At 70.4% G+C, this 13599-nt stretch carries 15 protein-coding genes; all 15 read left to right on the top strand.

All coding sequences use genetic code 11. The features are described 5' to 3' along the window. The first annotated feature begins 2 nt into the window (after window positions 1-2). The 15 genes from PQS31_RS01160 to PQS31_RS01230 all read left to right on the top strand — a co-directional run bounded on the left by PQS31_RS01160 (window position 3) and on the right by PQS31_RS01230 (window position 13402). Window positions 3-788 carry an SDR family NAD(P)-dependent oxidoreductase gene (locus PQS31_RS01160; protein ID WP_272760847.1) on the top strand — a complete coding sequence of 262 codons (786 nt, stop codon included), beginning with the start codon at window positions 3-5 and terminating at the stop codon, window positions 786-788. A gap of 37 nt (window positions 789-825) precedes the next feature. Then, window positions 826-1635: a DNA-formamidopyrimidine glycosylase family protein gene (locus PQS31_RS01165; RefSeq protein WP_272760848.1), complete on the top strand. Its 810-nt coding sequence runs from the start codon at window positions 826-828 to the stop codon at window positions 1633-1635. 76 nt (window positions 1636-1711) lie between these two features. Next, window positions 1712-3139: an aldehyde dehydrogenase gene (locus PQS31_RS01170; RefSeq protein WP_272760849.1), complete on the top strand. Its 1428-nt coding sequence runs from the start codon at window positions 1712-1714 to the stop codon at window positions 3137-3139. A gap of 7 nt (window positions 3140-3146) precedes the next feature. Further along, a complete protein-coding gene (gene can, locus PQS31_RS01175; protein WP_272760850.1) occupies window positions 3147-3821 on the top strand; it encodes a carbonate dehydratase in 675 nt (224 codons plus the stop codon). Next, window positions 3814-4251: a RidA family protein gene (locus tag PQS31_RS01180; RefSeq protein ID WP_272760851.1), complete on the top strand. Its 438-nt coding sequence runs from the start codon at window positions 3814-3816 to the stop codon at window positions 4249-4251. The genes can and PQS31_RS01180 overlap by 8 nt, the downstream gene beginning before the upstream one ends. Window positions 4252-4255: 4 nt before the next feature. Further along, the gene (locus PQS31_RS01185; RefSeq protein WP_272760852.1) at window positions 4256-5218 is read left to right on the top strand and encodes a sodium-dependent bicarbonate transport family permease; all 963 of its coding nucleotides are present in this window, start codon (window positions 4256-4258) and stop codon (window positions 5216-5218) included. A gap of 14 nt (window positions 5219-5232) precedes the next feature. Continuing rightward, window positions 5233-5781 (top strand): 3-hydroxyanthranilate 3,4-dioxygenase, encoded by a 549-nt coding sequence (locus PQS31_RS01190; protein ID WP_272760853.1) that lies wholly within the window; start codon window positions 5233-5235, stop codon window positions 5779-5781. A 30-nt stretch (window positions 5782-5811) separates the two neighbouring features. Beyond that, complete coding sequence (locus PQS31_RS01195) at window positions 5812-6438, top strand: hypothetical protein (RefSeq protein WP_272760854.1); 627 nt, start codon at window positions 5812-5814, stop codon at window positions 6436-6438. A 56-nt stretch (window positions 6439-6494) separates the two neighbouring features. Beyond that, window positions 6495-7505, top strand: a complete 1011-nt coding sequence (locus PQS31_RS01200; protein ID WP_272760855.1) for an amidohydrolase family protein — start codon at window positions 6495-6497, stop codon at window positions 7503-7505. A gap of 11 nt (window positions 7506-7516) precedes the next feature. After that, complete coding sequence (locus PQS31_RS01205; RefSeq protein WP_272760856.1) at window positions 7517-7897, top strand: hypothetical protein; 381 nt, start codon at window positions 7517-7519, stop codon at window positions 7895-7897. Then, complete coding sequence (gene kynU, locus PQS31_RS01210) at window positions 7897-9165, top strand: kynureninase (RefSeq protein ID WP_272760857.1); 1269 nt, start codon at window positions 7897-7899, stop codon at window positions 9163-9165. Before PQS31_RS01205 ends, kynU begins: the two co-directional genes overlap by 1 nt. Continuing rightward, the gene (locus tag PQS31_RS01215) at window positions 9162-10541 is read left to right on the top strand and encodes an NAD(P)/FAD-dependent oxidoreductase (protein ID WP_272760858.1); all 1380 of its coding nucleotides are present in this window, start codon (window positions 9162-9164) and stop codon (window positions 10539-10541) included. Before kynU ends, PQS31_RS01215 begins: the two co-directional genes overlap by 4 nt. 79 nt (window positions 10542-10620) lie before the next feature. After that, window positions 10621-12093 (top strand): exodeoxyribonuclease I, encoded by a 1473-nt coding sequence (gene sbcB / locus PQS31_RS01220; protein ID WP_272760859.1) that lies wholly within the window; start codon window positions 10621-10623, stop codon window positions 12091-12093. Next, window positions 12090-12776: a DUF2461 domain-containing protein gene (locus PQS31_RS01225; RefSeq protein ID WP_272760860.1), complete on the top strand. Its 687-nt coding sequence runs from the start codon at window positions 12090-12092 to the stop codon at window positions 12774-12776. The genes sbcB and PQS31_RS01225 overlap by 4 nt, the downstream gene beginning before the upstream one ends. A 92-nt stretch (window positions 12777-12868) precedes the next feature. Beyond that, entirely contained in the window at window positions 12869-13402 is a 534-nt protein-coding gene (locus PQS31_RS01230; protein WP_272760861.1) for a DUF2939 domain-containing protein, read from the top strand. The last annotated feature ends 197 nt before the right edge of the window (window positions 13403-13599 follow it).

Genomic DNA, 13599 nt, shown 5'->3' on the forward strand with positions numbered 1-13599 from the left:
CCATGGACCTCGATCTCACCGGCCGCCACGCCCTGGTCTGCGGCGGTTCCGACGGCATCGGCCGCGCGACCGCGCACGAACTCGCCCTGCTCGGGGCCGAGGTCACCGTGCTCGCGCGCCGGGCCGATGCACTTGCGCAGGTGCGCGATGCGCTGCCCGCCGAGCGCTGCCGGACCCACCACGCGCTCGTCGTCGACATGGATGACCCCGGTGCGCTGCGGGCCGCCGTCGAGATGCACGTCGCCGCGCATCCGGTGCAGATCCTCGTCAACAACACCGGCGGACCGCCCGGCGGCGCCGCGCACGCGGCGGCCCCGGAGGCGTTCGAGTCCGCGTTCCGCCGGCACCTGATCGGCGGTCAGGTGCTGGTGCAGACCGTGCTCCCGGCGATGCGCGCGGCGCGGTGGGGCCGCATCGTCAACGTGGTCTCCACCTCGGTGCGCGAGCCGATCGCCAATCTCGGCGTGTCCAACACCGTGCGCGGCGCCGTCGCGGGCTGGGCCAAGACCCTGTCGCGCGAACTCGCGTCGCACGGCATCACGGTCAACAACGTGCTTCCGGGCTACACCCGCACCGGGCGCATCGACGCGATCGTGTCCGAGCGCGTGGCGCGCACGGGCGAATCGGCCGAGGCGGTGATCGCCGCGATGCAGGCCACCGTGCCGGCCGGCCGCTTTGCGGACGCTGCCGAGACCGCAGCGGCCATCGCGTTTCTGTGTGCGCCGGCGGCTGCGTACATCAACGGTGTCAGCCTGCCCGTCGACGGCGGCCGGATGGCTTCGATCTAGTCACGGCGTCGCGACACCGCCGCTGCTTCGATGCGGCATGCCCGAAGGCCCGGAAACCCACGCACTCGCCGATCGCCTGTCGATGCTGCTGGTCGACGAGACGCTGGGCGTCGTGCGCTTCATCGACCCGAAACTCCAGCGCCGGCGCGCGGTACTGGAAGGCAAACGGGTGCTGGCCGTGGAGGCGCGCGGCAAGGCCCTGCTCACGGCGGTCGAGAGCGGTTGGACGCTCTACACGCACAGCCACCTGTTCGGTTTCTGGCGCTTCGTCGATGATCGCGACGCCCTGCCCGACGGCGCGCCGCCGCGACTGGTGCTGGCGACGGTGCGCGGCGTCGCGGCGCTGTATGCGGCGCCGTCGATCGCCTTGTGGGAGACCGACGCGCTCGACCGGCATCCCTATCTGGCCAGGCTGGGCCCGGACGTGCTCGATCCGGCGGTCGACGCCAAGAGCCTGCTGGCGCACATGCGCACCCCGCGGTTCGACAAGCGCACGCTCGCGGTCCTCCTGCTCGATCAGGGCTTCGCCGCCGGCATGGGCAATTACCTGCGTTCGGAGGTGCTGTTCCAGGCGCGTCTGTCGCCGCACCGCATCCTGCAGGACCTCACGGCCGGCGAACGGCGTCGGCTCGCGAATGCGCTGCTCGATGTCCCGCGGCGTGCCTACCGCAGCAAGCACGACGAGGTCCTGCCGCCCGGCAAGGACTACCTCGCGACGACGCGGGCACGGTTCGGGTTCCAGGTCTTCGAGCGCGCCGGCGCGCCCTGCCCGCGCGGCGACGGCACGATCACCGAAAGCCGCCTCGCCGGCCGGCGCCTGTACTGGTGCGCCGGCTGCCAGCACTGAGCGCCCCGCCGCGCGCACTGGCCGGATGTCGACACCGCGTGTCGGAGCCGGGGAGAGGCTCCAGTAAGCTGGCGCCATGCAACGGCTGACCCATTGGATCGATGGCGCCACACGTGCGCCGCACGCGGATCGCTGGCGTCCGGTCGACGATCCGGCCACCGGCGTCGCGTTCGCCGAAGTCGCCGCGGGTACGGCGGAGGATGTCGCCGAGGCCGTCGATGCGGCCACCCGCGCCGCCCCGGGCTGGGCGGCGCTGCCCAACAGCGAACGTGCGCGCTGGCTGGAGCGACTGGCGATGGCGCTCGAGAATCGCCGCGACGATTTCGCGCACGCCGAATCCCGCGACGCGGGCAAGCCGTTCGCGCTGGTGCGCGATATCGAGCTCCCGCGCGCGGTCGCCAACCTGCGCTTCTTCGCCCACGCCGCCACCCAGTTCGCCAGCGAGTCGCACCACGGCGAGGCCGGCCTGAATTACACCCTGCGATCGCCGCTCGGCGTGGCGGCGACGATTTCGCCGTGGAACCTGCCGCTGTACCTGCTGACGTGGAAGATCGCCCCGGCGCTGGCGGCGGGCAACGCGGTCGTGGCGAAACCGTCGGAAATCACGCCGCACAGCGCCACCCTGCTGGGTGAGCTGTCCGGCGAGATCGGCCTGCCGCCCGGCGTGCTCAACATCGTGCACGGCACCGGGCCCGAGGTGGGCGAGCCCCTGGTCGATAATCCGCGCGTGCGCGCGGTGTCGTTCACCGGCAGCACCGCGGTGGGCCGGCGCCTCGGCGCACGTGCCGGCGCCCTGCTGAAGAAGGTCTCGCTGGAACTCGGCGGCAAGAACGCCACGCTGGTGTTCGCCGACAGCGACTGGGAGGCGCACATCGACACGCTGCTGCGCTCGGCATTCCAGAACAGCGGGCAGATCTGCCTGTGCGGCTCGCGGCTGCTGGTCGAGCGTTCGATCGTGCACGCGTTCCGCGAGCGCTTCGTGGCCGAGGCGCTGGCGCTGCGCGTGGGTGACCCGATGGACCCCGATGCGCGCATGGGGCCGCTGGTCTCGCGGGCGCATTTCGACCGCGTTCTGGCCGCGCTGCAGCGGGCGCGCGACGAAGGCGGCCGCGTGCTGTGCGGCGGCCATGCGCTCGACCGCCCCGGCTGGTTCGTCGCGCCCACCGTGATCGAGGGCCTCGGACCGGAGAGCCTCACCAATCGCGAGGAGATCTTCGGCCCCGTGGTCACCCTCCAGACCTTCGACGGCGAGGACGAGGCGCTGGCCCTGGCCAACGCCGGCGACTACGGCCTCGCGGCCTCGGTCTGGACACGCGATCTCGCCCGCGCCCACCGCCTCGGCGCCCGGCTGCGGGTGGGCATGGTCTGGATCAACACCTGGATGATGCGCGACCTGCGCACGCCGTTCGGCGGCACCGGGCAGTCCGGCCTGGGCCGCGAGGGCGGCCTGGAGGCGATGCGTTTCTTCACCGAGCCGAAGAACATCGGCCTGTCTCTGGGATAATCACGCCATGACCGACATCGAATCCCTGCTGCAACGCAACCGTGACTGGGCCGAGCGCGTACGCCGCGACGACCCGGAGTTCTTCCACCGGCTCGAGAACCAGCAGACGCCGAAGTACCTGTGGCTGGGCTGCTCCGACTCGCGTGTGCCGGCCAACCAGATCCTCGGGCTGGACCCGGGCGAAGTCTTCGTACACCGGAACATCGCCAACGTGCTCTCGCACGGCGATCTGAACGCGCTGTCGGTGATCCAGTTCGCCGTCGACGTGCTCAAGGTCGAACACATCCTGCTGGTGGGCCACTACGGCTGCGGCGGCGTGCACGCCGCGATGACCGGCGCGCGCGTGGGCCTGGTCGACAACTGGCTGCGCCACGTGGGTGACATCGCCTACAAGCACGCCCCGCTGCTGGCGTCGATCGAGGACACGGCGCTGCGTCATGCCCGGCTGTGCGAACTCAATGCCGTCGAGCAGGCGCTCAACATCTGCAAGACCACGGTGGTCCGCGACGCCTGGTCACGCGGCCAGCCGCTCGCCGTCCATGGCTGGGTCTACGCGCTCGGCGACGGCCAGGTCCGCGAGCTGGGCATGGACGTGGCGAAGTACGAGGACATCGGACCCGCCTACGAGCGCGCAGTGGCCGACATCGCGCGCGTGGCGGCCCAGGGACGCCGCGATGGCTGAAGGGGTGTGGGCCGACGCTGCGCCGCGCCCGGTCGGCCGGTATCCGCATGCGCGCCGGGCCGGTGGCCTGCTGTTCCTGTCGGGCATCGGCCCGCGCGAGCCGGCCACCGACGCCGTGCCCGGCAACGTGTTCGATGACGCCGGCCGCCTGGTCGGCCACGACATCACCGCGCAGACCCATGCGGTCTTCGCCAACGTGCGCGCCGTGCTCGAGGCCAGCGGCGCGCGCTGGGAGGATCTGGTCGACGTGACCGTCTACCTCACCGACATGGCGGAGGATTTCGCCGGCTACAACGCGGTCTGGGCCGAATACTTTCCCGACCCGGCCACGGCGCCCTGCCGCACGACGCTCGGTATCGATGCTCTGCCGACACCGATCGCGATCGAGCTCAAGTGCGTCGCGGCACCGCCTTCGCTCGACGGGCGCTGATCGCGTGGACCTGCTCACCACCAATCTCGCCTCGCCCGTCGTGCTGGCGTTCGCACTCGGCATCCTGGCCCGCGCGATCCGCAGCGACCTGACCATCCCTCCGCAGATCCAGACCTATCTGTCGATCTTCCTGCTGCTCGCGATCGGACTGAAGGGCGGCGTGGCGCTGCGCGGACAGGATCCGGCGCAGCTGGCGCTGATGCTCGGCGTCACCCTCGCCGCCGGTACGGCGACGGCGCTGAGCGCCTACGCCCTGGCGCGCTGGATGCTGGGCGACGTCCCGCGCGAGGCCGGTGCCATGGCCGCGCATTACGGATCGGTATCGGCGGTGACCTTCATCGCGGCCAGCCAGTTCGTCGAACGCACCGGCGCTCCGGCCGAAGGCGTGCTGGTGGCCCTGCTGGTGGCGCTGGAGGTCCCGGCGCTGCTGATCGGGCTGGCGCTGGGCCAGCGCGGCGCGGGCAACGCCGGTGCGGGCGCCTCACGCCACACGCTGCGCGAAGTCTTCACCGGCAAGACCGCGGTGCTGCTGCTCGGCGGCCTGGCGATCGGTGCGATCTCCGGGCCGGGCGGTATCAAATCGGTCGACGCGATGTATTTCGCGCTGTTCCAGGGGGTGCTGATGCTGTTCATGCTCGACATGGGCATGATCGCCGCGCAACGGCTCTCCGAACTCGGCCGCAACTGGCTCCGGCTGCTCGCCTATTGCCTGGCGGTCCCGCTCCTTCATGGCGTGGCCGGCGTCGCGATCGGGCACGCGATGGGCCTGTCGCTGGGCGGCACCGTGGTCTTCGCCACGATGCTCTCGAGTGCGTCGTACATCGCCGCGCCCGCCGCCGTGCGCGCCGGCCTGCCGGAGGCCGACGTGGGACGTTGCATCACGGCCGCGCTCGGCATCACGTTTCCGTTCAACCTCGCCGTCGGCATCCCCCTGTACGCGGCGCTGGCCGGCCGATTCGCCGCCTGACCCCGGAGGTTCCCATGCTGCCCGCCCCCCTCAACCTGACCGCCTGGATCGACGAACACCGCGATCTGCTCAAGCCGCCGGTGGGCAACAAGTGCATCTACGACGGTGATTTCATCGTCATGATCGTCGGCGGCCCGAACGCGCGCACCGACTACCACTACGAGGAGGGCCCCGAGTGGTTCTACCAGCTCGAGGGCGAGATGGTGCTGCGCATCCAGGAAGACGGCCGTCCGCGCGACATCCCGATCCGCGCCGGCGAGACCTTCCTGTTGCCGCCGAAGGTGCCGCATTCGCCGCAGCGCAGCGCCGGCTCAATCGGCCTGGTGATCGAGCGCAAGCGCCTGGCGCACGAGCAGGACGGCCTGCTGTGGTTCTGCGAACACTGCAACCACAAGCTGTTCGAGCAGTACTTCCATCTGCAGGACATCGAGCAGGATTTCCCACCGGTGTTCGACCGCTTCTACGGCTCCACCGAACACCGCACCTGTGACGCCTGCGGCCATCTGAACCCACGACCTGCCCGCTACGATCCTGATCCGGACACGCTGGCCGACATCACCTGACCCCCGATTTCCATGGACTGGAGACCGCACATGCGCCACTGGATTCCGATGCTGGTGCTGGCCTGCGCCTTGGCGGCCCCTGCGGCGGCGAACGCCCAGCAGCCCGACAACGCCGAGCTGGCCGCGCTGTACGACGCCGACCAGCAGGCGCGCAGCGATCGCACGAACATCGACTGGAACCGGGTCGCGAACGAGGACGCCGAGCGACGCGCGCGCGTGCTGGCGCTGATGCGCGAGGGCACGGTCCGCAGCGCGGAAGACCACTTCCGGGCGGCGATGGTGTTCCAGCACGGCAGCACGCTCGCGGATTACCGCATCGCGCATGCATTGGCGACGCTGGCATCGGCGCTGGATCCCGACCGGGTGAACTATCGCTGGCTCATCGCCGCGTCCTGGGACCGGATGATGACCGCGCAGCTGCAGCCGCAGTGGTACGGCACGCAGTTCCAAGCCAGCGACACCGGCATGTTCCTGTATCCGGTCGCCGAAGGCGCGGTCGACGATGCCGAGCGCGCCCGCATGGGCACGCCGTCCCTGGCCGAAGCGCGCACCAACCTCGCCAAGATGGCAGCGTCGACCGGCCAGCCCGTCCGGCCCGATCCGCCGACCATCGAAGCGCTGCGCCGCGAGCGCGCCGCCGGGGCCGAAGCCCGCTGAACCCACTGTGCGCCCGCGGCGTGATCGCCGCGGGCCGGTCGTCTACGATGACGGTCATGCTGAAGATCGACATCCACGCCCACTACCTGCCGCGCGACTGGCCGGACCTGGCGGGCAAGTACGGCGACGCGCGCTTTCCGGTGATCCATCACACCGCCGACGGCCGCCACCGCATCTACAAGGATGGCCGCTTCTTCCGCGAGATCTGGTCCAAGACCTGGGATGCCCGGGAGCGCATCGACGACTACGCGCGGTTCGGGGTGCAGGTGCAGGTCATCAGCACGGTGCCGGTGATGTTCAGTTACTGGGCCAAGCCGGCGCATGCGCTGGAACTGCACCAGTCGCTCAACGACCACATGGCGCAGACGGTCGCCGCGCATCCGCGCCACTACGCCGGCATCGGCACGGTGCCGATGCAGTCGCCGCGGCTCGCGATCCAGGAGCTGGAGCGCTGCGTGGACCACCTGGGCCTGCAGGGCGTGCAGATCGGCAGCCATGTCGGCGACTGGAATCTCGACGCGCCGGAGCTGTTCCCGTTCTTCGAGGCGGCGGCGGACCTCGGCGCAGCGATCCTCGTGCACCCCTGGGACATGATGGGCAGCGAGTCGATGCCCAAGTACTGGCTGCCGTGGCTGGTGGGCATGCCGGCCGAGCAGTCACGCGCGGCCTGCTGCCTGATCTTCGGCGGCGTGCTGCAGCGACTGCCGAAGCTCAAGATCTGCATGGCCCACGGCGGCGGCAGCTTTCCGTACACGATCGGCCGCATCGAGCACGGCTTCAACATGCGGCCCGATCTGGTGGCGACCGACAATCCGCACAATCCGCGCGGGTATCTCAAGCAGCTCTACTTCGATTCCTGGGTGGCCGATCCCCGCGCCCTGCAGTACCTCATCGAGACCTGCGGCGTGGACCGGGTGATGCTCGGCACCGACTATCCGTTTCCGCTCGGCGAACAGGTGCCGGGCGCGGGCATCGAAGAGATTCCGCTCGGCGACGCCGAACGAGCGCGGCTCTACCACGGCACCGCACTCGACTGGCTGGGGCTGCCCGCCAGCCGATTCCTCTGACAGAAGACCCCATGCCCCATCTCGTCCTGCACCACACCACGAACCTCGACGGGTTCGACGCCGACGCCGCGCTCGCCGCGGCCAATCGCGCGCTCGTCGACAGCGGCCACTTCGAAGACGTCGCGATCAAGAGCCGCGCACTCGCGCTCGAGCACTACCGCGTCGGCAGCGCCGACCGTGGCCAGGGCTTCGCTCACGCCACGCTGAAAATCATGCCCGGCCGTGACGAGGCGACCCGCGCCGCGCTCGGCCGCGCCGTGCACGCGGCGCTCGTATCCTGCCTGCCGAGCCTCGCGCTGCACTGCCAGGTGTGCGTCGAAGTGGTCGAGCTGCAGGCCGCCACCTACACCAAGAGCACGTACGCGCCCGGCGCCGTGCCGGAGATGTCCTGATGAGTGATCCGTTCACCGACGACTACGCGGCCACCGCAGATGCCGCCGATCCGCTGCAGCGCTTCCGCGCGCAATTCCACATGCCGCGCTTCGGCGAGGTCGAGCAGGCCTACTTCGTGGGCAATTCGCTGGGTCTGCAGCCGCGTGGCGCCCGTGCGCAGGTCGAGGACGTGCTCGACAAGTGGGCGATGGAAGCGGTCGAAGGCCATTTCCGCGGCAACTCGCAGTGGATGACCTATCACAGCCTGGTCGGCGCGCAGCTGGCCGAGGTGGTCGGCGCGCAGCCGGGCGAAGTGGTCGCGATGAACTCGCTGACCGCGAACCTGCACTTCCTGATGGTCGGCTTCTACCGCCCGACCGCCGAGCGTCCGGCCATCCTGATGGAGGCCGGCGCGTTTCCGTCCGACCGCTATGCGCTCGAATCGCAGGTGCGCTTCCACGGCTTCGACCCGGCGACCGACCTGATCGAGGTGCAGCCGGGCGCGGACGGCCTGTTCGGCATGGAGACGATTGCCGAAGCGATCGAGACGCACGGCCACCGCCTCGCCCTGGTGCTGTGGCCGGGTGTGCAGTACCGCACCGGCGAAGCCTTCGACCTGGCGGCCATCACCCGGCTCGGCCACGCGGCCGGCGCCGTCGTCGGCTTCGATCTCGCGCACGCGGTCGGCAACCTGCCGCTGCAGTTGCACGACAGCAATGCCGATTTCGCCGTGTGGTGCCATTACAAATATCTCAACAGCGGGCCGGGCGCGGTGGCCGGCGCCTTCGTGCACGCCCGCCATGCAAGCACCGACCGGCCCCGGTTCGCCGGCTGGTGGGGCCACGACCAGGCCACACGCTTCCAGATGGGCCCCGAGTTCCGCCCCACGCCCGGTGCCGACGGCTGGCAGCAGAGCAATCCGCCGATTCTCGGCCTGGCGCCACTGCGCGCGTCGCTGGATCTCTTCACCGACGCCGGCATGCCGGCCTTGCGCGCGAAATCGGAGGCCCTGACCGGCTATCTCGAAACCCTGATCCGCAGCCAGCTCGACGACGTGCTCGACATCGTCACGCCGTCCGAGCCCGCGCGTCGCGGCGCGCAGCTGTCCCTGCGTGTGCGCGGTGGCCGCGACCAAGGCCGTGCGCTGTTCGAGGACCTCGCCGCGAACGGTGTGCTCGGCGACTGGCGCGAACCCGACGTGATCCGCATCTCCCCCGCCCCGCTCTACAACACCCATGCCGACGTGCTGCGCTTCGCGCGCGCGGTGGCCCGCTGGCGCGACGCGTGAGCACAGGCGCACGCCACCTGACGATCGTCGGCGCCGGACTGGCCGGTGCGCTGCTCGGCATCCTGCTGCGCAGGCGTGGCTGGAACGTGGACCTGTACGAAAAACGCGGCGATCCACGCGTGCTCGGTTATGAAGGCGGGCGTTCGATCAACCTGGCGCTGGCCGAGCGTGGCCTGCATGCGCTCAGGGCGGCGGACGCCGACGCCGCAGTGATGCACCACGCGATCATGATGCGCGGCCGGATGGTCCACATCGACGACGCCGAACCGGTGCTGCAGCGGTACGGTCGCGACGACAGCGAGGTGATCTGGTCGGTGCACCGGGGCGATCTCAACGTCGTGCTGCTGGACCTCGCCGAGGCGGCCGGCGCACGCCTGCATTTCGACCAGGCGCTGTCGTCGGTGAATTTCGACTCGCGGCGTGCCGTGTTCGTCGGCGCCCGTGACGGCAGCGAACGCGAGGTCGGCTTCGAAGCACTGATCGGCGCCGACGGCGCCGGCTCCGCACTGCGCGCGGCGATGCACCGCGTGCGCGATCTCGGTGAGCGCAGCGACTTTCTCGATCACGGCTACAAGGAACTCGAGATCCCGCCGACCGCCGACGGCGGTTTCCGCATCGAGCCCCACGCGCTGCACATCTGGCCTCGCGGGCACTACATGTGCATCGCCTTGCCGAACGACGAGCGCACGTTCACGGTCACTCTGTTCCTGCCCCATCACGCGGACGGCGGGCACGGTCCGGCGTTCGACCGGATCGCCGATCCCCAGGCAGCCCGGCGGTTCTTCGAACGCGAATTCCCCTCGGCGCTGGCCCTCATTCCCGGATTCGACGCCGACTGGGCCGCGAACCCGGTCGGCCAGCTGGGGACGCTGTACCTCGACCGCTGGCATCTCGACGGCCGCGCCGTGCTGCTCGGCGACGCGGCCCATGCGATGGTGCCGTTCCACGGCCAGGGCATGAACTGCGCGTTCGAGGACTGCGTGGCGCTGGCCCGGCAGCTCGACGCCCATGCCGATCTCGCGACCTCGTTCGCCGCCTTCGAGACCGAGCGCAAGCCCGACGCCGCGGCGATCCAGCGCATGGCGCTCGACAACTACCTCGAGATGCGCGACCGCGTCGACGATGCCGATTACCTGCTGCAGCGCGCGCTGGAGCTGGCGCTGCAGGACCGTCATCCCGGCCGCTTCGTTCCGCATTACGCGATGGTCACCTTCATGCGGATTCCGTATTCGCTGGCCATGACCCGGACCGACATCCAGCGCGGCATCCTGGAGCGCGCGACCGCCGGTCACACCACGCTCGATACGCTGGACTGGGATGCGATCGATGCGGACGTGCGCGAACGGCTGACGCCGCTGGAGGACGCGCCGGCGTGAGCGGCCACACATCCTTCCATGGTGGCACCGAGGCCGCGTGGCCCACGCGTGTGGTCCGACAGCAGGCGTCACCCGCGCGATGAGCGAGAGTTTCCTCTTCTACGATCTCGAAACCTACGGTGCCGATCCACGGCGCACGCGCATCGCCCAGTTCGCGGCGATCCGCACCGATGCCGCGCTCGAGGAGATCGACGCACCGATCGATCTGTTCGTGCAGCCGGCCGACGATCTGCTGCCCTCGCCGGTGGCCACCCTGATCACGGGCATCACGCCGCAGCACGCCCGCGCCGTCGGCGTGCCCGAGGCGGATGCGTTCGCACGCATCCAAGAAGAGATGGCGCGGCCGAAGACCTGCACGCTGGGCTACAACTCGTTGCGCTTCGACGACGAGTTCGTGCGCTTCGGTCTGTACCGCAATTTCTACGACCCCTACGAGCGCGAATGGCGGAGCGGCAACTCGCGCTGGGACCTGCTCGACGTCATGCGGCTGTGGCATGCGCTGCGCCCCGAGGGCCTGGTGTGGCCCACGCGCGAGGATGGCGCAACCTCGTTCAAGCTCGAACACCTGGCTGCCGCCAACGGCGTGCGCCGCGGCGATGCGCACGAGGCTCTGTCGGACGTGCGTGCGCTGATCGGCCTGGCGCGTCTGATGCGCACCGCCCAGCCGCGCCTCTGGGACTACGCGGCGCGGCTGCGCGACAAGCGCCATGCCGCCTCGTTGCTCGACACCGTCGCCATGACGCCGGTGCTGCACGTCTCGCAGCGCTATCCGGCCGCGCGCCTGTGCGCCGCACCGGTATTGCCGATCACGCGGCATCCCCGCATCGACAGCCGCGTCGTGGTGTTCGACCTCGACGGGGATCCGGACTGGCTGCTCGAGCTCGATGCCGACACCATTGCCGCGCGCGTGTTCGTGCGTCGCGAGGATCTGCCCGAAGGCGTGGCCCGCATCCCGCTCAAGGAGGTGCACAGCAACCGCTGTCCGGCGCTGGTGGCCTGGAGCCACTTGCGCGCCGACGATTTCGAACGGCTGTCGATCGACGCCGACGCGGTCGAGCGGCGCGCCGCCCGGCTTCGCGCGGCCGGGCCTTTGCTGGCCGAGAAGATCCGCCGGGTGTTCGCGGTCGAACGCGAGTTCACGCCGTCCGACCCCGACGCCGCGCTCTACGACGGCTTCGCCGGCGACGGCGACAAACGCCGCATGGCCCAGGTCCGCGCCACGCCGCCGCCGCTGCTGGGCGCGCGTGATTTCGGCTTCGAGGATCCGCGCCTCGACGCCCTGCTGCTGCGCTACCGCGCGCGCAACTGGCCCGAGACGCTGACGCCCGACGAACGGCGGCACTGGGACGCGTACCGGCGCGAGCGCCTGGCCCCCGGCACGACGCAGGCCGAACACGACTTCGCCGGCTACTTCACGCAGATCGACACGCTGCGTGCCGAAAATCCCGGCGATGCGCGCCGCGCGCAGCTGCTCGACGCCCTCGCCGACTGGGGCCGCGGCCTACATGCGCAGCTGCACCCGTCTTCCCCCCTGCCGATCACGCCCGGATGACTTCGTACTTCAGCGATAAGAGCCTCAAATTCCTGCGCGCGCTCGCGCGGCACAACGAGAAGCCCTGGTTCGAGGCCCATCGCAAGGACTACGAGGCGCACGTGCGCCAGCCGTTCCTGCGCCTGATCAGCGACCTGCAGCCCGACCTCGCCGCGATCAGTCCGCATTTCCGTGCCGACACCCGCACCGTCGGCGGTTCGCTGTTCCGCATCCATCGCGATGCGCGCTTCTCCAACGACAAATCGCCCTACAAGACCTGGCAGGGCGCACGCCTGTTCCACGAACGCCGGCGCGAAACCGCGGCGCCGTCGTTCTACGTGCACCTGCAGCCCGGCGGCAGCTTCGTCGGCGCGGGCCTGTGGCATCCCGAATCCGACACGCAGCGCAAGGTCCGACAGTTCATCGTCGACAACCCCGGCAGCTGGAAGGCCGCCGCGCATGCGCCCCGATTGCGCAAGACCTTCGAATTCGAGACCAGCGAGATGCTCGTGCGTCCGCCGCGCGGCTTCGATCCGCAGTTCGAATTCATCGACGACCTCAAGCACCGCAACTGGGTGTTCTGGCGCGCGCTCGATGACGTCACGATGACCGGCCCGACGCTGCGCCGGACGATCGCCGGGGATCTGGCCACGCTCGCCCCCTTCGTCGATTACCTCTGCGCGGCGCTGGATCTGGAATTCTGAGCAGGCGACCCGCGGCGCCGTCGCCGCGTCGTTCAGCACGCACTGCGCCCGGGTCTCCGACAATCGGCATTTCCCGTTCGATGCGATCTTCGATGAAGCGATTCGGCTGGCTTACTCTCGCGGTGCTCGTGCTGCTGCTCGGCTACGTGGCGGCCGGCCCCTACCTCACCGTGCACGCGATCCGCGAGGCCGTGCGCAACGAGGATTCGCGCGCCCTGTCGAAGCAGGTCGATTTCCCGGCGCTGCGGGCGAGCCTGCGCGTGCAGCTTGCGGATGCGATCGTGCGCGAAGCGGGCGTCGAGACGCAGTCGAGCCTGCTGGGCGCGATCGGCCTGCGGCTCGCCGGCAGCGCCGCAGGCACCGGCGTGGACATGATGGTGACGCCGGTGGGCCTGAGCGCGCTGATGCGCGGCCAGCGGCTCTGGAGCCTGGCGGGCGGCGCCTCGCCGATGCGCGCGGGCCCCGATCCCGCGCGCGCCGCGCCGCTCGAGGATGCGCACTACCGCTACCACTCGCCGTCGCGTTTCACCGTCACCGTGCGTGACGACCGCGATCGGCCGATCGAATTCGTGCTCACGCGCAAGGGGTTGCGCTGGACGCTGTCGGACATTCGTCTGCCGCTGTAGCGGACCGCGACGAACGCGCGAACGGGCGCGCGAAGCAGTCACCGTGACGCCGCCGCAGTCCCTCGCGCGCGGGCGCGCGCCGACGGCCTGCCCGGCGCCGTGCCGGGCTCGCATGTGACGCCACGGCCGGAACCGCCCCAATCGCTACGCCCCGCATGCAGGCGCGCGCGCAGGCACGTTCCTGTGCAGGCCCGGTC

It is taken from the genome of Luteimonas sp. BLCC-B24, from assembly GCF_028550595.1.
Classification (GTDB): domain Bacteria; phylum Pseudomonadota; class Gammaproteobacteria; order Xanthomonadales; family Xanthomonadaceae; genus Luteimonas.